This is a genomic window from Acinetobacter sp. OYA S30, assembly GCF_033599315.1.
Classification (GTDB): domain Bacteria; phylum Pseudomonadota; class Gammaproteobacteria; order Pseudomonadales; family Moraxellaceae; genus Acinetobacter; species Acinetobacter baumannii.
On record NZ_JAWVAV010000036.1, the window covers coordinates 11,303 to 32,491 of the forward strand.

Below are 21,189 nucleotides of genomic sequence, written 5' to 3' on the forward strand. Positions count from 1 at the left end.
GCCAAATTTTTTGCATGGAGTACAAATTACGTACTCCAAATTGCTGCCCTTTTAATCATTATTCAATACCAACAAGTTCAGTTCATTGCTTGAACATGTTGCCATATATAGCGTATTTATGTTGCCAGACGCTAGCTTTATCTCTGAATCAACAGTTTATTTGCTTTTTGATATCCACGTGGTAAGAGCTGACCTTTCGAAGCACGTTTACCCATGTATTTTTGTAGATCATCACCTTTTAATTTGAGATGTTGTTGACCTGCAACCACCTGAATTATTTCATCTAAGTTCAGGGTTGTCATGGATAAAATTTGCTCTTTTCCTTCAAGTTGTATCAACTTATTACCTTTACCTTTATTTAAATTTGGTAGCTCTGCCAAATCTAAAATTAACAAACGCCCTGCTGAGCTCAGTACAGCCAAATGCGTCATGTTTTGGGCAGAAATGAGTGGTAAAGCCTTTGCCTTATCCGGAACCGTTAAGAATGTCTTACCGGCTTTCGCATTGGTATCTAATTGCTTGGTTTGCGTTTTAAAACCATAACCTGCCGAACTTGCAGCAATCAACTCAGACTCATCATCATCTAAATAAACCTGAATAAACGATACGCCACTTGCTGGTGATAATTTAGAACTTAATGGATCCCCCAAGCCTCTTGCTGAAGGTAAGTTACTAATTGGCAAGGCATAGCTGCGCCCTGTTTCATCAAGGAAGTAAACTCGCTGATTGGTTTTCCCGACAGCATGACTTAAATATTGGTCCCCAGCACGGTAGTTCAGATTTTCAGCATCCACATCCGCACCTTTTGCCGCACGAACCCAGCCTGCTTCAGACAAAACGACTGTTACCGTTTCAGCTGGCATTAAATCCTGTTCTTTAATTTGAACCGCTTCAGCACGTGCAACAATTGGAGAACGGCGCTCATCACCGAACTTTTTCGCATCTTCTTTTAATTCACTGATAATCAGGTTTTTTAAAGATTCAGGATTTTCGAGTTGTTCACGAATAATGGCAGCTTTCGCGGAAAGCTCATCTTGTTCATGACGAATTTCCATCTCTTCAAGCTTTGCTAAATGACGTAATTTAAGCTCTAAAATCGCTTCGGCCTGTATCTCATCAATATTGAAGTGTTCCATCAAGACTGGCTTAGGCTGGTCTTCTTCACGAATAATACGAATGACTGTATCAATATCGAGATAAGCAATTAAAAGACCTGCCAAAATATGCAGGCGCTTTTCAATACGGTTTAAATGGTACTGTAAACGACGAGTTACCGTTTTTTTACGGATCTCGATCCATTCAAGCAAAATACGACGAATTGATTTCACCTGAGGACGGCCATCTTCGCCAATCATGTTTAAATTGACACGATAGCTTGATTCTAAATCGGTGGTCGCAAATAAGTGGCTCATCACTGCTTCCGCATCAATACGGTTAGAGCGCAGTACAATCACGAGTCGTGTCGGGTTTTCATGATCCGATTCATCACGCACGTCGACAACTAATGGCAGCTTTTTAGCCTGCATCTGGTCAGCAATTTGAGTAATTACCTTAGAACCAGAGACTTGATATGGCAGCTCAGTAATTACGATTTCATTTTTCTCAATGGTATATACCGCTCGCATACGGTAACTACCACGACCAGTGGTCTGGATTTTGAGTAATTCTTCTGGCGGGGTAATAATTTCAGCTTTGGTTGGTAAATCCGGAGCCGGAATATATTCAGCTAATTTTTCGTCCGAGGTTTGCGGATTACGAATTAAAGCAATTGTGCCTTTTACAACTTCACGCAAATTATGTGGCGGGATATCAGTGGCCATCCCGACAGCAATACCTGTCGTACCATTAAGAAGAATATTAGGTACACGTGCAGGTAAAGTGATCGGTTCTTTTAAAGAACCATCAAAGTTATCTTGCCATTCGCTAGTGCCCTGACCTAATTCGCTCAGCAATAATTCACTATAAGCTGAGAGTTTGGCTTCGGTATAACGCATCGCAGCAAAAGATTTAGGGTCATCTGGTGAGCCCCAGTTCCCCTGACCTTCAATTAAAGGATAGCGGTAACTAAATGGCTGAGCCATGAGTACCATGGCTTCATAACATGCAGAGTCACCATGTGGGTGGTATTTACCAAGTACATCACCCACTGTACGCGCTGATTTTTTTGGCTTGCCACTGCTTTTTAAGCCTAGCTCGCTCATAGCATAGACAATACGGCGCTGTACGGGCTTTAAGCCATCACTGATATGCGGCAATGCACGGTCCATAATGACGTACATGGCATAATTCAAGTAAGCCTGTTCAGTAAATTCGGCTACAGAGCGGTTTTCTGTCGCATGATGCGCAAGGCTGGTCATAGTCAGCTTATCTTCCAAATCAGTCGTTATTTTAAGTGTGTATTATGCTAAGTGGGCTATGTTACAGACACAAGGGGGACTCTGTCACCTGAGCGTCAAATTGTGTCTTATCTCTCTATATTTTTAGTTACTTGCTATAAAGTTAGGCAAAAACTATAGCCCAATTGACTCTAGCCTTTTACCTTGAGTCTCTTCACCTAATATCAAAATCACTAAAGCTACGGCAAGTAAAACCACAGTAAACATCATAAAAACGTGATTAAAGCCGTTTTTAGCAACCATCATATGTGTCACGACCATTGGCGCGACAATTCCACCGATACGCCCCATTGCCGATGCCCAGCCTGACCCGAAAGCCCGAATATTGGCGGGATATTGTTCTGGTGTATAGGTATATAACACTCCCCATGCACCCAAATTAAAGAATGACATGAGACAGCCCCAGAACATAATGCTATTTACACTGTCGGCTTGTCCAAAGAAATATGCCGACAAAGCACAAAAACCGATAAATGCGGCAAGTGTAATTTTTCGACCTAAACGCTCAACAAACCAAGCAGCCGCCAAGTAGCCCGGTAACTGCGCCAAAATCATAAGCAATACATATTCAAATGATTTGACAATGTCATAGCCTTGTTTCACCAATAAACTCGGCAACCACGTAAAGATGCCGTAATAGGAATACACAATGCCAAACCAGATTAGCCAGAGCATTAAACTTCTACGAGCAAATTGACCACTCCAGAGCTGTTTAAATGAAACTTTTTGTCGCATCGCCACAGGCACGACTTCAATATGGTGAACTATTTGCACACATGCTTCGGCTTCTAGTTTTTGTACCAGTGCATGCGCTTCTTCAATACGACCACGGTTAATCAAATACGGTATAGATTCAGGGACTTTTTTCCAAATCACTAAAATATAAATAAGTGGAAGTCCACCTATAAGAAAGGCAATATGCCAGCCAAATTTAGGAATAATAAAATAAGAAATGAGCGCAGCAACCAACCAGCCTAATCCCCAAAAACTTTCAAGTAGAACGATAAATCTTCCACGAACATGAGCAGGCACATATTCACTGACCAGCGTGACTGCTACAGGTAATTGACCACCTAGCCCCAACCCAACAATAAACCGAAAAATTAATAGCCACTTTAGATCAGGGGCAAAAGCACATAACGCAGTCGCAATACTATAAATTGCCATTGTCATCGCAAATACAGTTTTACGGCCAAAACGATCTGCCAAGGCACCAGAACAAACTGCACCTATAGCCATGCCTACAAAGCCAATACTGACAATCCAACCACTTTCAGCAGGTGTTAATGACCAATCTTTAACAAGGGTTGTCATAATAAAAGCGATAATGCCGGTATCCATCGCATCAAACATCCAGCCTAAACCCACTACCCATAAAAGCGTGTAGTGAAATTTGCCAATTGGAAGATTTTGTATACGTGAAACCAGATCCATAGGATTAACTCTACTGGAAAGAATAAGTGGACAAGACCATATATAGAATTGTTATATCATGCCCACATGAAATTCTGCATGATTAATGTTCGTCGGTTGAAGAAGCCGACTCCGCATCATCATCTTTATAAATAAATTTAGGCATTTCCAAACCAAAATAAATGGCAATTAAACGAAGCGTAAAACCGAATACTAAGGTTGAAATAACGGTAAGTTCTAAACTCAAACCTAAGTCTAGACAGACCCAATAGCAAATGACTGCAACAAAAGAAATACTCGCATACAGCTCACGGCGGAAGACAAACGGGACGTCGTTACATAAGATGTCACGTAAAATACCACCCGAAACTCCTGTTAAAACGCCTGCTACCGCCGACACAACAAAGCCATGTCCCATCTGTAAGGCAATCTGACAACCAATGATGGTAAATCCAATTAGGCCTAAAGCATCGAGCACCAAGAAAATGTTATGTAAATGACGCATCCATTTAGCAATAACGATGGTAACAAATGCAGCACAACACGTTAAAACTAAATATTCAGGATGTTTTACCCACGTTAAAGGATAGTGTCCAAGTAGTACATCACGTACAGAGCCACCACCCAAGGCCGTCACACAGGCAATTAGTACAACACCGAACCAGTCCATACTCCGTCGCCCAGCAGACAATGCACCAGTCATGGCTTCGGCAGTAATCGCAATAATGTAAATAACGGTGAGTAACATTGCCCTTTCCTTCAGGCCAAACGGTGGGCGTATTTTAAGATAAAGTTATAGGAATTGTGCACAGCATTGCTTAAATTTTTTTCCTGAACCACAGATACACGGTTGTTTCATGGTGACCTGCATATCGACCGTTGGATCAAGGAAAAACCATTGCTGCTGGTGATATACAAAATGTGAAACTTCATGATGGATTTGAGCACTTTTTCCATCGTAATAATGAGCCTTAAACTCGACCTGTGCATGAGTTTTGTCTAGTTTTTCTTTAGCCTGTATGACTTCTAAACCGAGCCATTGATTTTGTTTACTCCATTCGGCAATCCCCTCTTTATCAAGAACAGCTTGCTGACCTAAAGCGGTAGTTTGAACAATATAATCGATTTGCTGCAATGCAAATGCGCTATAACGCGAACGCATAAGCTGCTCTGCGGTGAGTGCTTTTGCTGTGCCTAAATGTAAAGGCTCACAACATTCTGCATAGCTACCTTTTCCGCATGGACAAGTTTGTTGGGTCATTCGATACTTCTCAAATAAAAAATAGCTCAAAGTTGAGCTATTTTATGATGTTTCTAAATTTGAAACACAATTTAATCTTTCGATTCATCTTGTTCGATAGAAACAATATGAACTTTCTCGATCTTATGGCCTTCCATGGTTACAACTTCAAAGCGATAACCATCCGCTTCAACAGTCTCACCATTTTCAGGTAAGCGACCTAAATGGAATAACAAATACCCCGATAAAGTAGAGTACTGTTCACTTTCATCTACCAAATCACGACCGAGTAAAAGCGATACATGGCGAATATCGGTTGAACCTTCAAGTATTAACGAACCATCTTCTAAGCTTTCAGCTGCTGCATCTAGTTCATCTTCATCAGGGAACTCACCCGCAATTGCTTCTAAAATATCAATTGGTGTGGCAATACCTTCAATTGAACCATATTCATTTAGAACAATCGCCATTTGTAAAGGAGCCTGACGTAATTGCTCCATCACCATAAGCACTTGAGCATTTTCATGCACAATAACTGGCTCACGTAAGTGCTTTTGAAAATCGATAACGCCTGTTTCAATAAAGCCATTTAAAACTTTATGTGTAAGCGCAATACCTTCAATATTATCAAGTTCACCACGAGCAACAATTAAACGTGAATGTGTCATCGACATTAAACGTTCTTTTAAAACTTCTGGTTCTTCGTCTAAATCAATCCACTCTAATTCAGGACGTGGAGTCATAACAGACTTTACTGGACGTTCAGATAAACCAAGTACACCTTGTACAAGCACACTATGGTAAGCGCCATTTTCTTCATCAAAGACTTCATCAGCAAAAGCTTGAGTTGCCAATACATCTTCTTTATCAGCCGTTTGAGCGTCTGAAGTAGAACCGCTATTTTTACTGCCTAACATACGTAAAACCGCAGAAGCTGTGCGATAACGTAAATCTGTAGTAGTCACTAGCTTCTCTTGGTTGCGACGCATGGTTTGGTTGATCATTTCGACTAAAATCGAGAAACCAATCGCAGCATATAAATAACCCTTCGGAATATGGAAACCAAAACCTTCCACCACCAAAGAGAAACCAATCATCATCAAGAAGCCAAGACATAGAATAACTACTGTTGGATGTTTATTGACAAAGTCCATGAGGGGTCTTGAAGCCCACAGCATAATACCCACGGCAATCACAACAGCAACCATCATGACTGACAGCTCTTTCACCATACCTACAGCAGTAATTACGCTGTCTAATGAGAATACGGCATCAAGCACAACAATCTGAACGATGACCATCCAGAACGCAGCATGAACAGGATTATCTTCTTTATGAAGTTGTTTACCTTCCATCCGCTCATGCAATTCCATGGTGCCTTTAAAGAGCAAGAACACACCACCGAACAATAAAATCAAATCGCGGCCAGAGAATGGATGGCTAAAAATATGGAAAAGTGGTTGGGTGAGTGTCACGACCCAAGCAATTGAAGCTAAGAGGATAAGACGCATTCCCAAAGCGAGTATTAAACCCACTATACGTGCCTTAGTACGTTGTTCTGGTGGCAACTTTTCAGCCAAAATGGCAATAAAGACGAGGTTATCGATCCCTAGTACGATTTCAAGAACAATTAATGTCGCTAGGCCTACCCAAGCAGACGGATCAGACATCCATTCAAAGATCATTGATCCTGCTCCTGTGCTGGGTGGATTTTATCTTTATTGGGCAACGCAAAAGGCATGCCTAGACAAAGGGGGAATAATGTTTTTTTAGGACAAGAAATTAAAACGGAGCGACTACAACCACTACCCATATTTGTTCATATGTTGTTAAACGAATTTTCAGTATAGGCAAGATTTAACATAAATTCATCATTTTTATTTGATCATTATATGTATTCACCAAACCCATACAAAACATGAATCTTTCCTATAAAACTGCTTATAAAGTTGTCATATTTTTTGCTTAGTGTAGACAAGAAATATGAACGTGATAAGGTGAAAATAAAGCAATGAATAGCGTATTAACAATGGCAGTAAATGATTCACCAATAACATCTGTAAAAACAACACAACCTCTTATTGCATTATATTGTGGCTCACGAGCAGGAAATAACCCGATTTATCGCGAAAAGGCAATTGAGTTAGCCAGCGGAATTGCTGAACAAGGTTTTGGTTTGGTCTACGGCGGTGCCAGTATTGGTTTAATGGGACAAGTCGCAGAAAGTGTACTTGCACATGGTGGAGAAGCTGTAGGGGTTATTCCTGAATTTATGCTTGATTATGAAGTGGCGCATGCAGGACTGACCGAGTTGCATGTAGTAGAAACCATGCATGAGCGTAAAGCCATGATGGCAGAGCGCGCGAGTGCTTTTATCGCGCTACCTGGCGGTTTAGGAACTTTCGAAGAAATTTTGGAAATTGCGACTTGGGGTCAACTCAATCAGCACCAAAAGCCTATGATTTTATATAACGTAAATGGTTTTTATAATGCATTAATTGCTCAGTTAGACCATGCTGTACAAGAAGGCTTCCTCCCTCTTCAGCATCGAGCTAAATTAATTGTATGTGAAGAAATCGACCAAATTTATAACGTCATTAAAAACTTAAAAATGCCAAAGAGATTTGTTGTGTAAGCTCTCTATCTCAACAAAAAAGCGGATTCTTCCGCTTTTTTTATTTTATCTATTTATACTCATTCACTTGAAAGTCCAGTTATATAGCTGCTCTAAATAATAGAAGTTAAACTTACAAAGCGTTTATTCAACATTGACTTACTTTTTTTAAATTCAATTTGTTTTACACTAGGCGAAAACGTTAACTTTCAAATGTTATGAATGCCACGCCAACCCATCAAGCCTTGCAACCCGAATATCGCCTATTGGTTCTTTTGGTTTCCATTGGCTTTTTTATGCAGGCATTAGATACAACAATTGTAAATACTGCCATTCCTGCAATGGCACATCATTTAAATGAAGATCCATTACGTATGCATAGCGTAGTGGTGGCTTATGTTTTATCTGTAGCGGCCTGTATTCCTTTAAGTGGATGGTTGGCCGACCGCTTTGGTGTTAGAAATACGTTTTTATCAGCAATCATTATTTTCACACTTGCTTCCTTAGGCTGTGGCCTTTCTCAAAGCCTAAATCAGCTTTTATTTTTCCGTGTCATTCAGGGTATTGGGGGGGCGTTATTACTCCCTGTTGGTCGTTTATCACTTTTAAAAATTATTCCCCGAACTCAGTTTTTAGCTGCCATGAGCCTTATGAGTCTGGCAGGTTTACTTGGTCCTTTGGCAGGTCCAACACTCGGTGGTTGGCTCGTTGAAGTTGCAACGTGGCATTGGATCTTTCTTATTAATATTCCAATGGGAGTATTGGGCATATTAATGACATTAAAGGTCATGCCAAATGTAAAAGAGCCTACCGTTAAAACATTTGACCTTATTGGGTTTGTGCTCTTAGTCGTCGCAATGATTGGCTGGTCTTTGGGTATTGAACATCTTGCCTCACCTGAATATTCCAAATGGTTTAGTATTTCTTTATTAGTGGTCGGGGTAGTCGCAACCCTTTGGTATGCCTACCATTCACATACCCATCAAAATGCATTGTTCCGCAGCCGACTCTTTAGAAACAAGATTTACGCGATTGGTATTTTAGGTAATTTCTTTGCCCGCTTTGGTGGTAATGCCTTACCTTTTGTTTTACCGCTCATGCTACAGGTCGCTTTTGGCTTTGAGCCATTCATTGCGGGATTAATGATGATTCCGCTAGTGTTAGGGTCGCTTTTCTCCAAACCGATTGTTAGACCGATTATTCAGAAAATGGGTTATCGCCGCTTTCTATTAATTAACACAACCTTAGTGGGTCTATGTATTGCTTCTTTTGCCATTATGACTGTCGACACCCCAACTTGGTTTAGAGCTTTACACTTTTTCTTATTCGGTACATTAAACTCATTACAATTTGTGGGAATGAATACACTCACCTTAAAAGATTTGCCTCAACAAGATGCAAGTAGCGGTAATAGTTTCTTATCAATGATTATGATGCTTTCAATGAGTATTGGTGTTGCACTGGCAGGTACACTCATTAATGTATTTACCGATTACTATGGTACAGCACATGTGACAACTGCCTTCCATGTCACCCTCATTTGTTTAGGCTGTATTAATATCATTACCGCACTGATCTTTTGGCAAATTCCCAAAAATACGCCTGTGTAAGCAGTTGCATTTTTAGCGTGGTTTCTCGCTCGCGAATCACGCTATGATGTGAACTTCATATTAATACTGAGTTTTGCATGACCAAGCTGGCAAAAACCTTTTCTGCACCACGCTACAATACCCTAATTGGGATTGTTTTAGCTTGTGTTATGGGGGTTCTCACTTACTTCGGTCTGTTCTACCAGCAAAAAGCTATTGCTCAAGATTACCCAGTTCAAGGCTTTGATGTCTCTCACCATCAAGAAAATATCAACTGGAAAAAAATATCACCCCAAAAATTCCAGTTCGTCTATTTAAAAGCGACTGAAGGCGGTGATTATAAAGATCCAAAATTTCAAGAAAACTGGTTAAAAGCACGCGAACATGGCTTTCATGTCGGCGCTTATCATTTTTATCGTTTATGTCGTGATGGTAAAACACAAGCTGAAAATTTTATTGCAACTGTACCCAACAAAGTTGATGCCCTTCCTCCTGTTATTGATCTGGAATATGACAGCAACTGTATTAATTCCCATACCAAAGAACAATTACTTAAAGAAATAGGCATCATGCATGACAGCTTAAAGCATCATTATGGTAAACAGCCTATCTTTTATATTTCCAAAACTTTTTACCACATTGTATTAATAGGTAGTTTCCCTAATACTCCTCTTTGGGTCAGAGATTACGAAGGGAAACCTGAGCTGAAAGACAAGCGAAAATGGCTCTTTTGGCAGCATAGTAATCAAGGTAAAATTGAAGGCATGACCAAGCCAGTAGACTTAAATGTTTATGAAGGTTCAGTCAAAGAATGGCACCAATTTTTACAGCAGCAAGGCATCGTGAAAGCACAATAATATGCGCAAAATCATTCATATCGATATGGATGCCTTTTATGCATCGGTCGAATTGCGAGAGCGTCCTGATCTAAGGCATCTCCCAGTAGTTATTTCATCACATCACCCACGCGCCGTAATTGCAGCTGCTTCTTATCCTGCTCGTGAGTTTGGTTTACGCTCTGCCATGTCCATGAGCCAAGCAAGGAAACTATGCCCTCAAGTTGTTATTATTGAGCCGAATTTTGAAAAATATCGTGCCATCTCGGCTCAAATTCATAGTATATTTCAACAATACACCACTCTTATTGAACCTTTATCTTTAGATGAAGCGTATCTTGATGTCACTGAAAATTTAAAACAAATCGCGAGTGCGACCGAAGTGGCTATGCATATTCGGGAAGATATTTTCAGGCAAACCGGACTGACAGCCTCGGCTGGTGTAGCACCTAATAAATTCTTGGCAAAAGTTGCGTCCGACTGGAATAAACCGAATGGCCTGTTTGTTATAAAACCTTCTCAAGTAGCCAGTTTTATTCAGGACTTACCCTTAAAGAAAATTCCAGGAGTAGGCAAAGTTACTCAAGAAAAACTCCAACAGCTTGAATTGCATACACTAGGCGACTTACAAAAAATTGAAGAAGCTGTTTTAGTTCACCACTTCGGTAAATATGGCCAACAGCTTTATTTATACGCTCAAGGCATCGATAACCGGCCCGTTCAAGCTGAACGTGCCCGACAGCAAATTTCAAAAGAAACCACATTTGATAGTGACTTTACTTTAGCTCAGTGCCAACCCTACTGGCATGGTCTAGCCGAAAAAGTCTGGCAAAGTTTAGAGAAAAAGCAACTGAATGCCCGAGGCGTAAATATTAAGCTCAAACTTAAGAATTTCCAGACTTTGCAACACAGTAAAAGTTTTAAAAACCCAATTCATTCTCAACAAGACCTGATTCAAGTTTTATTCTTACTTTTAAATGAGATGCATATTCCCGAAAACTTCCAATTTCGGCTCATTGGTATTGGGGTTTATCAATTACAAACTAAAGCTGACGACTTTCAGTTATCCTTATGGTAAGTGTTGTTTTTTTATACAAAAGAACAAGTTTTAAACAAAAACAGTTCCCTTTTGCTTAAAGTTTGAAGTAATCTAATCAGCGCATATTCATTACCCATGTATTTGCAACATGCCAAAGCAACCTTTACTTTCGGCATATCGTCCTGTGATTGGCGTGACGACCAAATCCGAATATTACAGGGCACTTAAAGTACATGGAGCTTGCCCATTCTTATAAATCACAACAATAATCTACTGAAATTCTTTTGCACTTGCTTGCACCTGCCTACGAACTCTTCATAAAATCGAACTATTCAATAAAGACACTTTAGAGCATTTTTATGACGGTAAAACGCTTACACGTGACTTCAAGATATTGTGAAGTGGCGATTTCGGGTAATTTAGTCCATTTAGCAGGGCAGCTCGCTGATGACACCAGTGTAGACATTACGGCGCAAACTCAACAAACTTTGGACAATATTGATCGCTTACTTGCTGAAGCCGGAACTGACAAAAGTCATATCCAGTCTGTTATGATTTTTCTAAAGGATATTGATAAGGACTATGCAGCCATGAATGCAGTGTGGGATGCATGGATTAGCAAAGAGCATCCACCTGCTCGTACTTGTGTTGAATCTAAACTTTATGCACCTGATGTACTTGTAGAAATGACCGTTGTTGCGGTACTTCCTTAATTCTTATTAATTTTAATTAATAAAAAAACTGAGCAAGATCATGATCGATATTGCTCAGTTTTTATACTTTTAAAGTTGATAATATCAGCATTTTTTAAAATCTTATTTAATGAGGCTTAAAATTAAATCACTGTAAGACCTAATTTTTAAGACTTTACAAAAGCATTTGAAATTCTTTCTAGCTGAGGCGTTGCATGTAAAGTTGCCATCTCTGATTCAGGGGTCAATAAGTCTCTTCTTAACTCATGATAATCTGGCACAGTGCTGTAACTTAATACACGATAGCCCGCAAGCTGTAATAAACGGCGCTCATATTGTTGATGTGCTCGGCGTAAACCACTTTCTTCAAGCATAACCACTACAACAACCTGATAATTTTGATCAAGCACAACAAAGTCAGCTGTCATATTTTGATATTTGCGACGAGTGTGAGCATATTTCGTTGTTAATAATGCATCAAATGAAACATGAGCTAACACAGTAAATTTAGGCAATACTGTCTGTAAACGAGTTAATGTCATTTGTTCATGACTACTTAACACGGCACGGCGCTTTAAAGCACTGTCTTGTTGATGCTTTCTTGAGAGGCTTTTCGCCGCCATAACAACGGTCAAAAATAGTAATAAGATTGTAATTAAATAGTACATGGGTCCATCCTTTAAGTTTTTTATAATGATTTTGCTAGATCACACTTTGTTTTAATTGATAACGACACAGCCGTTCTTTAAAAGGTTCACTTAGTAATTTCACTTGTAGTTATCAAGCTTGGCTTAAATTTAGCCACCCTCACATTATTTATAAACACAGACTCAGCAACAATCAAGTGCAGCTCGTCAGATTTTTAGGATTTATCATTTTTCATTACACTTTTTACATAAAAAATGCTCAGAAATCTCACCATATGATTTATCCACTCACTTTAAAAATAAAAAAGGCTCTTAAACAGAGCCTTTTTTATCGTTATCCACGAGCTTTTGATTTTGGTTTACTTTTACCACCAAATGGTCTCTTTTCACCTGTCTCACGAGGTGGTAGACCCGTATGTTGAGTCAGTACCTGCCCTTTTTGCGGTCGTTTATGCTGATTTTTATTTTGAACTGTTTGACCTGAACGCTTCACTGAATCGCCCGCAACAGTCGAGTTCTTCTTACGTGCAGATTTATATTCTCCTTCCGCCCCTTTCGGTTGATAAGTTGGAATTAAATGTTGCTTTGAATTACCAATTAAATCAGCACGGCCCATTTCTTTAAGTGCTTCACGAAGTAATGGCCAGTTATTTGGATCGTGGTAACGTAAGAATGCTTTGTGCAGACGACGGCGTTTTTCACCTTTTACAATGTCTACATTTTCAGTGTAACGCGCCACTTTTGCGAGTGGGTTTTTCCCTGAATAATACATGGTTGTCGCAGTTGCCATCGGTGATGGGTAGAACGTCTGTACCTGATCGGCACGGAAACCATTCTTCTTCAGCCAGATCGCAAGATGCATCATGTCATAATCAGAAGTACCTGGGTGTGCAGCAATAAAGTAAGGAATTAAATATTGCTCTTTTCCTGCTTCTTTACTAAAGCGATCAAACATTTGTTTGAAACGGTCATACGTACCAATACCCGGTTTCATCATCTTAGATAAAGGGCCTTGTTCAGTATGCTCTGGTGCAATTTTTAAATAACCGCCAACATGGTGTTGTACCAGCTCTTTGACATATTCAGGATTCAATACTGCAAGGTCATAACGTAATCCCGATCCAATCAGAATCTTCTTCACCCCTTTAATCGCACGTGCTTTACGATAAAGCTGTACTAAAGGTGCATGGTCGGTATGCAAGTTTTGACAAACACCCGGATATACACAAGAAGGTTTACGACAGTTCTTCTCAATTTCAGGGTCTTTACAATGCAAACGGTACATGTTTGCTGTTGGACCACCTAAGTCTGAAATAATACCGGTGAAGTTCGGCGCTGTATCACGAATTTTCTCGATCTCACGTAAGATCGAATCTTCCGAACGGTTTTGGATAATACGGCCTTCATGTTCTGTAATCGAACAGAATGTACAACCACCAAAACAGCCACGCATAATATTGACCGAGAATTTGATCATATCAAATGCAGGGAAACGCGCATCTCCATATGCAGGATGCGGCAAACGTGCATATGGCAAATCAAATACATAATCCATTTCCTCTGTAGTTAGAGGAATTGGAGGTGGATTGATCCAGACATCACGCTCACCATGACGTTGAACCAAAGCACGTGCATTACCCGGGTTGGTTTCAAGGTGCAAAATACGGTTTGCATGTGCATAAAGTACTTGATCATTTGCCACTTCTTCAAAAGAAGGTAAACGAATTACAGCCAATTCTCGCGGAGGTAACTTGTGTTTAATCGCTTTTGACTGAGCAGGCTTTAGCTGAACAATCTGAGTATTTTCATCAAGTTGGTCGCCTTCACGTACAATCGGATTTGCAACAATTTCTTTTTGAAAACCTTGATATTGAGCTAGTGTGTTGCCTTTATCTTTCTCAATTTCACAACCATCAATATCTTCAGTCATGACATATGGGTTAATAATTGGGTCAACACGCCCAATCGTATCTACATCATTACTGGCAATTTCAACAAATTTTGCTTTAGCCGCTTTGTTATGTTTATTAATAATAAATGCTGTACCACGAACATCTGTAATTTCGTGGATTTTTTCACCTTTAGCCAAACGGTGCATCACATCGATAATGGCACGTTCACCATTACCATACATAAGCATATCGGCTTTTGAATCCATCAAAATTGAACGACGGACTTTGTCTGACCAATAATCATAGTGCGCAATACGACGTAAACTACCTTCAATACCACCTAATAGTACAGGTACATCTGGGAATGCTTCACGACAACGTTGGCAATAAACCGTTGCCGCACGGTCAGGGCGTTTATTTGGTTCATTGTTTGGAGAATATGCATCATCCGAACGGATTTTACGATCTGCCGTATAGCGGTTGATCATCGAATCCATATTGCCCGCAGTCACTCCCCAAGCAATCGTTGGCTTACCCAATACACGGAAACTTTCAACATTGGTCCAGTCTGGCTGTGCAATAATACCGACACGGAAACCTTGCGCTTCCAATACCCGTCCAATCACACCCGATACAAATGATGGATGATCAATATAAGCATCGCCACAGACTAGAATAAAGTCACACGCATCCCAGCCGAGTTGGTCCATTTCTTCTCGTGACATCGGCAAAAATGGCGCTGGTTCAAAACACGACGCCCAATATTTGTCGTAATCAAACAACGCTTTTGGCGCAGTTTGCATAGTATAAGCGGTAGACATGGCTTGCGAATCTCGGCTAGCAGATGGAGGAGAGACATCTAAAGATGAAAGCCGATCATTTTAACATGAATTTCATTCATTTTCCTTGTTTATAAAACACGCGAAAACAACAATATAGAAATTAATTTGATTAAAGTTTACTCAATATTTTATTCTTAGATTAAATACGGCGGAATAAAATCCGCCGCAGATCGAACTCATTTATTTATATGACTTAGAAGAGAGCTTTTGGTAAACGAATCTGAATAATCTCGTTATCATCGGCCAACTTTGCATTACGTCCCGTCGACCCAGGGAAGTTATTATCATTGAAAACCGTCAGTGTTGTACCATTTTCAATAATTACATCTTCAATGGTTTCAAATGGGAAGGCAAAAACCTGTCCCGTACCAATATCCCCTGCTCTAGCTGTGCCATACAACATATTCGGGTTAGCAATTTTAATTAAATCGACTAAGTCTTCGCGGTTGACCAACTGGCCTGGCTCATTTAATTTAATACGGATTAATTTTTTATAGCCGCCTAAATTATTCTGCGTGGCATCACGTTCAATAATGATCCCTTCTTTATCATTAAAGAGTTGGAAATCACCAATATTGGTTGCTTTACTGTCTAACTGGAACCAATAATATTTTCCTGTATACGCTTTTTTCTTAATATCGAATTGGGAAATCAACAATTGTCTTTCTGTTTCCCGAATTGATTTAATTGGCTTTTCTATAAGAGGGTAAAGATACTGCCCATCTGGCGAAATCGCCATTCCTTCAAAACCGCCACTTTGTTGAACAAGAGGTTCCACAAAATTAATTTGTGCTTTATTAAATTGATTTTGTGGTGAACGTAATTCTTGAGTTGGATTTAATGGATTTGGTAAAGGAATCGGAGCGTCTAAAAGTACACCATCTGCTGAGAAATGGAGTAAATATGGACCAAATTCATCTCCAATCCAGTAGGTCCCATCACTAGTACGCTGCATCGACTCTGGGTCAAAATCAGCACCCGTTAATAAACGCTCAGGTGTATTACCATTGATGATATTAAATGGAATTAATTTATTCGGATCACGCAGTTGGATAAAACTTTGCACAGTAACTTGACCGGTGCCTTTAGTTTTAGTTTTGAAATCAGGCTTTATTTTATAAATACGAAGTAAAAAGTCTGATGAATTATCTTGAGTCCCAAAACCGTTATCGGCCATTGCTATATAACTGCCATCTTCATTTTTTAATGCAGCAGAAAATCCCTGTACAGGTTGACCTTTAAACGGAGGATAAATTCCATTTGCACCTTTCACATATGCCCCTGAGTCTGGTCCAGCAGCATAAGTTTCTACAGGTAACTTAGCAAAAGAAATTAGAGTTGGTTCGGTAACGTTTTCAGTAGGTGAAGTTTGATCTTGATCGTTATCATCGTTACATGCCGTCAATCCTAAACTGGCACAGCATAATAATGCGACTAAAGTTTTTTTGCTCATGATTTTATACAGTTGGTAAAAAATTAAGCAAATTTAATCAAGCTTGTATGAAGTTTTTGCTTCAAAAATATGAAATCTTTATGGCGAAAATATGACAAGCCTATTGTTTAGCACCCAATAGAAAACTGAACTTATTAGTAAAGCTAATTAAAGTTTTGTTGGCTGATATTCTCCAGCAATTGCTGCTTTTAAAAATTTTTGGAAAGTGGGACATTCCATATGATTTTCAGCAGGACATACAGCAGCGTGTTCTAATCCCTGGCTGATAAAATGCAATCGCTTTGCCATTTGCTCTAATTGTTCAGCTTTATCTTTTAGTTTTTGACGGTCAAGATCAGGCTTACCATCTTGCCCAAACATTGTGGCAATTTCATTTAAAGAAAATCCTGCAGCACGACCTAAAGCAATTAATGCCAGTTGATCAATTACTTGTTTGCCATATTGTCGACGTAAGCCTTGCCGCCCTATCGATTTAATTAGTCCTTTCTCTTCATAAAAACGTAGGGTAGCCGTTGTGACTTTTGCCTTCTTAGCGACTTCACCAATATCCATAATACCCTCTTGACTTCAAGTGAACTTTAACTTGCACAATAAATTTATCACGTTTCATACGTATAAAAGCAAGGTGTAAAAATGAATACCTCCACTCTGTTCTTCCAAGCTTTATGTCTTGGTATTGGTGCTACCATCGTTATGGATATATGGCTGTTAATCCTAAAAATATTTAAGGTCCCGACTCTAAACTTTGCCTTTCTTGGACGTTGGGTGGGCTGGATATTTCAAGGAAAACTCGTCCATCAATCTATTGCTAAAAGTCCCCCAATGAAAGGGGAATATTTATTAGGCTGGATTGCTCACTATAGTGTCGGAATTATCTTTGTATTGAGCTTTCTTTTAATTGTAGGTTCGACTTGGCTCGACCACCCTCAGTTTTACTCAGCACTACTGTTTGGTTTGGTCACCGTTCTTATTCCTTTTTTTATTATGCAACCAGCTATGGGTAGTGGTTTTGCCTCATCAAAAACACCTCATCCTTTTTTGAACTGTCTGAAAAGTTTGCTGAACCATAGTGTTTTTGGCTGTGGTTTATATCTCACTGCAAAACTATTTCAAATTTAAATAAAGGGAAATTTCCATGAAAACTGTTGCCATTATTTACCATAGTCGCCAAGGCCACACCCAATTTATTGCTCAGCAAATTCAAATTGGCATCTTGAGCCATCACAATATTAAAGCAGATTTACTCAATGCCGAGGATCTTAACGAGCGTCCAGAAATTCTTATCCAATATGATGGATTAATTTGGGGATCTCCTACTTATTTAGGTGGTGTATCTTCCAAGTTAAAACAGCTCATGGATGCAACTGGACCATTATGGAAAAAACAAAGTTTTAAAGGGAAATTAGCAGCTGGGTTTACCGTTTCATCTCTTCCTGCTGGTGATAAACAATCCACACTAATTTCAATTTTTACTTTTTGCATGCAACACGGCATGTTATGGGTAGGTAACCCAATTCTACCAGAACAGCATCAAGGTGTTGCCTATACACAAGCAGCTAACCGACTCGGTTCATGGTCAGGTTTAATGGCTCAGGCTGAACATGCTAGTAATGCAGATGGTTTTGATGAGGGAGATATTAAAACTGCTCAACAATTTGGTGAAAATTTTGCATTGACCTTAAATGCTTATCAAGGGACTTAACTCCATAGTTGAAAAAGAACGTCTGTAAGTTAAAACGTACAAAATTTGGGGTCATTAACGGATATTCAACTTAAGTATTTTTTCATAACATATAAATCATAGAGAGACAGGAAGTCTCATTGAAGAAGAATAAGAACGCAGGAAGCGGTAGTTGACAGGAGTTAGCTACATAAAGCTGAATACGAAGAAACCTCGACAGGATGTCGGGGTTTTTTCATTTCAATAATACAAAAATCTTACTTTTTGCTTGGGCTGAGCAACAGAACTTATATTGATCCGATAAATACGGCTGAATACCATCATTTCATTTGAAATTTGATTATTGGTTTTGTATTTTGCTTACCTCATCTTTAGCTCAAGATCATTTTGCACCATCACAATTACAGCGCCTTAGTCTCAAATTCTTTATTATTGCGTTGATGACAATAATGACGGGATGTACAAGTTTAGGCCCTAATAGCGGTTCATTTTCTTGGCGCTCAAGTAAGCTTTCGTCTGGCTTACAAAAAGCTTATTCCGTTCCGCCAAGTACAGCAAATCGCCTATCTCCAATGATTATTCAAAGCGCTGATAGATATAATGTTCCACCGCTTTTATTGGCAGCCGTGATCAGGCAAGAGTCTAGCTATAATAGTAATGCTCGCTCTCCCACCGGGGCTATTGGGTTAACACAAATTATTCCCAGTTATTGGCAACAAACTTGTGCTGGTAACTTGTATGATGAATCTACCAACATCCAATGTGGTGCTTATATTTTAAATCATTACTATCAGACAGCAGATAGCTGGTTCAAAGCGACAGCATATTATAATGTTGGTCCAACAGGATATGAACGAAGTTTCTGGACACGCCACAAAGCAAAAAAATATGCTCGATCTGTGAAACGTCATCAGAAAACTTTAAAAAGTGCTTTATAAATTAAGATTAAATAAAAAAGCCCATTTATTAATGGGCTTTTTTATATGGTTAATTTTATTCGTCAAATAAACCTTCAAATAAAACAGAAGATAAATAGCGTTCCCCACTATCTGGAAGAATAACAACAATTGTTTTACCTGCATTTTCAGAACGTTCTGCAATTTTAGCCGCTGCTGCCAATGCAGCACCGCTCGAAATACCCACTAAAATACCTTCTTGGGTGGCACAATTTCTCGCCCATTGAATTGCTTCTTCACTACTCACTGGTAAGACTTCATCAACCAGATCTAAATCAAGATTCTTTGGAATAAAGTTTGCTCCAATTCCCTGAATTTTATGCGGTGCTGGTGTAATGTTCTCACCTTTTTTTGTTTGAGTAATAATTGGAGACTCAGCAGGTTCAACTGCTACTGAGTACAATGGCTTATTCTGAACTTGTTCAAAATAACGAGAAATACCCGTAATCGTACCTCCTGTACCTACACCAGCTACCAAGATATCAACTTGCCCACCTGTTGCTTGCCAGATTTCTGGTCCAGTCGTATCAACATGAATTTGTGGATTAGCTGGGTTTTCAAACTGTTGTGGCAAGAAATAAATTTCTGGCTGTTCAGTTGCTAATCGCACAGCTTCATCAACTGCACCTTTCATTCCCTTCGCTGGTTCTGTTAGGACTAAATTGGCACCGAGTGCTTTTAACACTTTTCTACGTTCAAGGCTCATACTTGCAGGCATAGTTAAAGTAATGGAATAACCTTTTGCCGCCGCTACGAACGCCAATGCAATACCAGTATTACCACTGGTTGGTTCAACAATATGCATGCCTTCTTTTAGCACACCACGCTTTTCCGCATCTGCAATAAGTGCCGCCCCGATACGACATTTCACAGAAAAAGCTGGGTTACGACTTTCTACTTTGGCTAATACAATTGCATCAGTTTTAATCAAACGATTAATACGTACTAAAGGAGTATTACCAATAGCTTCTGCATTATTTGAATAAACTGCGATACCTAAATTATTGGGTGTTGGGAATTGTGGATCAGTAGACATGTTATATCCTTATTAGATTTGGAATGATTCTGAATCATTATAGGCTTGTCAGTTAAACAGGAAAGTAGAAAAAGTGAAGTAAAATAAAAAATGGAATTTATATTAAAAATAAAAAGATATAAAAATAGTAAAATCAAATACTTAAAATATATAGATATCCAATCTAAAGTAAACTTACGCTGCAGCATTAAAGCCCAAGTATAATTACTACCAAAGTTCACCTTCTCGCCAATCTGCACAAATAGTGTCCTCTTCTGAACTATTTGATAGCTGGTCTTTCATCTGAATATTTAAAGGATATAGCATAATTTCATACTCATCCGTTAGATAACTACAAGTGTCTTGTTTGATAGATAAATTTCCTTTCCAAACAGTCCATCCTAATTTTTCATAAAATGCTTCATCTTCTGGTTGTAATGCAGCAAGCTCATATTCCAGATGAGTTAATGTCTCTACTAAATATTTTAATAATTGTGATGCAATCCCCTTACCTCTCATCGTGTAATCAGTGGTCACATACTCTACATAAGCAGTTTTCACATCGGAACTACCATTTATGGTAAAAGCTCTATCCGTCCATAAGGCATGTGAGACAATTTGATTGTTTAATATACCGACGACATGAATAGCTTTTTGCATAAAAGCATATTGACTCCAAGGATCTTCATCAAAAGCAGAAAAACATAACTCAGCAATCTGATGACGTTGATTTCTATCTAGATCTTGGGCTGCGATAATTTTGAACTGCATAGATGAAAACTCAATTTGAACTATTTATAGATTAAGCAAATATTGGAATATTATGAAATTATTCTTTATTCCATTATTTTAGTTTTAATAATTCTTCAAATAATTCTTTATTA

The 21,189-nt window shown here is 39.1% G+C and carries 19 protein-coding genes and 1 pseudogene; 8 read left to right on the top strand and 12 right to left on the bottom strand.

Annotated features, from left to right (window positions below; genetic code table 11):
• Positions 1 to 137 precede the first annotated feature (137 nt).
• The 5 genes from parC to R5R67_RS15340 all read right to left on the bottom strand — a co-directional run bounded on the left by parC (position 138) and on the right by R5R67_RS15340 (position 6,734).
• The gene (gene parC / locus R5R67_RS15320; protein WP_000202262.1) at positions 138 to 2,357 is read right to left on the bottom strand and encodes a DNA topoisomerase IV subunit A; all 2,220 of its coding nucleotides are present in this window, start codon (positions 2,355 to 2,357) and stop codon (positions 138 to 140) included.
• 153 nt (positions 2,358 to 2,510) lie between these two features.
• Complete coding sequence (locus tag R5R67_RS15325) at positions 2,511 to 3,830, bottom strand: MFS transporter (protein WP_000366681.1); 1,320 nt, start codon at positions 3,828 to 3,830, stop codon at positions 2,511 to 2,513.
• An 82-nt stretch (positions 3,831 to 3,912) separates the two neighbouring features.
• A complete protein-coding gene (locus R5R67_RS15330; RefSeq protein ID WP_000927792.1) occupies positions 3,913 to 4,557 on the bottom strand; it encodes a trimeric intracellular cation channel family protein in 645 nt (214 codons plus the stop codon).
• A 45-nt stretch (positions 4,558 to 4,602) separates the two neighbouring features.
• Positions 4,603 to 5,070, bottom strand: a complete 468-nt coding sequence (locus tag R5R67_RS15335) for a YchJ family protein (RefSeq protein ID WP_135048384.1) — start codon at positions 5,068 to 5,070, stop codon at positions 4,603 to 4,605.
• 71 nt (positions 5,071 to 5,141) lie between these two features.
• A complete protein-coding gene (locus tag R5R67_RS15340; protein ID WP_000575778.1) occupies positions 5,142 to 6,734 on the bottom strand; it encodes a TerC family protein in 1,593 nt (530 codons plus the stop codon).
• A 326-nt stretch (positions 6,735 to 7,060) separates the two neighbouring features.
• Between R5R67_RS15340 and R5R67_RS15345 the strand changes: the two genes are divergently transcribed.
• From R5R67_RS15345 to dinB, 4 genes are all read left to right on the top strand, one after another.
• Complete coding sequence (locus R5R67_RS15345; RefSeq protein ID WP_001089658.1) at positions 7,061 to 7,684, top strand: TIGR00730 family Rossman fold protein; 624 nt, start codon at positions 7,061 to 7,063, stop codon at positions 7,682 to 7,684.
• A gap of 197 nt (positions 7,685 to 7,881) precedes the next feature.
• The gene (gene mdtD, locus R5R67_RS15350; RefSeq protein ID WP_109123407.1) at positions 7,882 to 9,273 is read left to right on the top strand and encodes a multidrug transporter subunit MdtD; all 1,392 of its coding nucleotides are present in this window, start codon (positions 7,882 to 7,884) and stop codon (positions 9,271 to 9,273) included.
• A 77-nt stretch (positions 9,274 to 9,350) separates the two neighbouring features.
• Complete coding sequence (locus tag R5R67_RS15355; protein ID WP_000163504.1) at positions 9,351 to 10,109, top strand: GH25 family lysozyme; 759 nt, start codon at positions 9,351 to 9,353, stop codon at positions 10,107 to 10,109.
• A gap of 1 nt (position 10,110) precedes the next feature.
• Positions 10,111 to 11,166, top strand: a complete 1,056-nt coding sequence (gene dinB / locus R5R67_RS15360; protein WP_001226142.1) for a DNA polymerase IV — start codon at positions 10,111 to 10,113, stop codon at positions 11,164 to 11,166.
• A 58-nt stretch (positions 11,167 to 11,224) separates the two neighbouring features.
• Here the strand turns inward: dinB and R5R67_RS15365 are convergent.
• Positions 11,225 to 11,287, bottom strand: a pseudogene (locus R5R67_RS15365) (hypothetical protein); the annotation flags it as partial.
• A 199-nt stretch (positions 11,288 to 11,486) separates the two neighbouring features.
• On the opposite strand from R5R67_RS15365, the gene R5R67_RS15370 reads away from it, so the two are divergent.
• The gene (locus tag R5R67_RS15370) at positions 11,487 to 11,840 is read left to right on the top strand and encodes a RidA family protein (RefSeq protein ID WP_108496737.1); all 354 of its coding nucleotides are present in this window, start codon (positions 11,487 to 11,489) and stop codon (positions 11,838 to 11,840) included.
• A 146-nt stretch (positions 11,841 to 11,986) separates the two neighbouring features.
• On the opposite strand, the gene R5R67_RS15375 is transcribed toward R5R67_RS15370, so the two are convergent.
• From R5R67_RS15375 to R5R67_RS15390, 4 genes are all read right to left on the bottom strand, one after another.
• Complete coding sequence (locus R5R67_RS15375) at positions 11,987 to 12,487, bottom strand: DUF2726 domain-containing protein (RefSeq protein WP_000291528.1); 501 nt, start codon at positions 12,485 to 12,487, stop codon at positions 11,987 to 11,989.
• A 313-nt stretch (positions 12,488 to 12,800) separates the two neighbouring features.
• Positions 12,801 to 15,179 (bottom strand): YgiQ family radical SAM protein, encoded by a 2,379-nt coding sequence (locus R5R67_RS15380; protein WP_000102049.1) that lies wholly within the window; start codon positions 15,177 to 15,179, stop codon positions 12,801 to 12,803.
• Between the two features lie 214 nt (positions 15,180 to 15,393).
• Positions 15,394 to 16,653, bottom strand: a complete 1,260-nt coding sequence (locus R5R67_RS15385; RefSeq protein WP_318754965.1) for an esterase-like activity of phytase family protein — start codon at positions 16,651 to 16,653, stop codon at positions 15,394 to 15,396.
• 147 nt (positions 16,654 to 16,800) lie between these two features.
• Entirely contained in the window at positions 16,801 to 17,205 is a 405-nt protein-coding gene (locus R5R67_RS15390) for a helix-turn-helix domain-containing protein (RefSeq protein WP_000350995.1), read from the bottom strand.
• Between the two features lie 81 nt (positions 17,206 to 17,286).
• On the opposite strand from R5R67_RS15390, the gene R5R67_RS15395 reads away from it, so the two are divergent.
• From R5R67_RS15395 to R5R67_RS15405, 3 genes are all read left to right on the top strand, one after another.
• Entirely contained in the window at positions 17,287 to 17,772 is a 486-nt protein-coding gene (locus tag R5R67_RS15395; protein ID WP_001098169.1) for a DUF2938 domain-containing protein, read from the top strand.
• A 16-nt stretch (positions 17,773 to 17,788) separates the two neighbouring features.
• Complete coding sequence (locus tag R5R67_RS15400; protein ID WP_000859325.1) at positions 17,789 to 18,355, top strand: flavodoxin family protein; 567 nt, start codon at positions 17,789 to 17,791, stop codon at positions 18,353 to 18,355.
• Between the two features lie 308 nt (positions 18,356 to 18,663).
• Positions 18,664 to 19,272 carry a lytic transglycosylase domain-containing protein gene (locus tag R5R67_RS15405; protein WP_000667181.1) on the top strand — a complete coding sequence of 203 codons (609 nt, stop codon included), beginning with the start codon at positions 18,664 to 18,666 and terminating at the stop codon, positions 19,270 to 19,272.
• Positions 19,273 to 19,327: 55 nt separating this feature from the next.
• Here the strand turns inward: R5R67_RS15405 and cysK are convergent, their stop codons facing one another.
• Positions 19,328 to 20,326 carry a cysteine synthase A gene (gene cysK, locus R5R67_RS15410; protein ID WP_114289433.1) on the bottom strand — a complete coding sequence of 333 codons (999 nt, stop codon included), beginning with the start codon at positions 20,324 to 20,326 and terminating at the stop codon, positions 19,328 to 19,330.
• A gap of 207 nt (positions 20,327 to 20,533) precedes the next feature.
• On the bottom strand, positions 20,534 to 21,076 hold the full coding sequence (locus tag R5R67_RS15415) for a GNAT family N-acetyltransferase (RefSeq protein WP_114289431.1): 543 nt from the start codon (positions 21,074 to 21,076) through the stop codon (positions 20,534 to 20,536).
• Positions 21,077 to 21,189 lie beyond the last annotated feature (113 nt).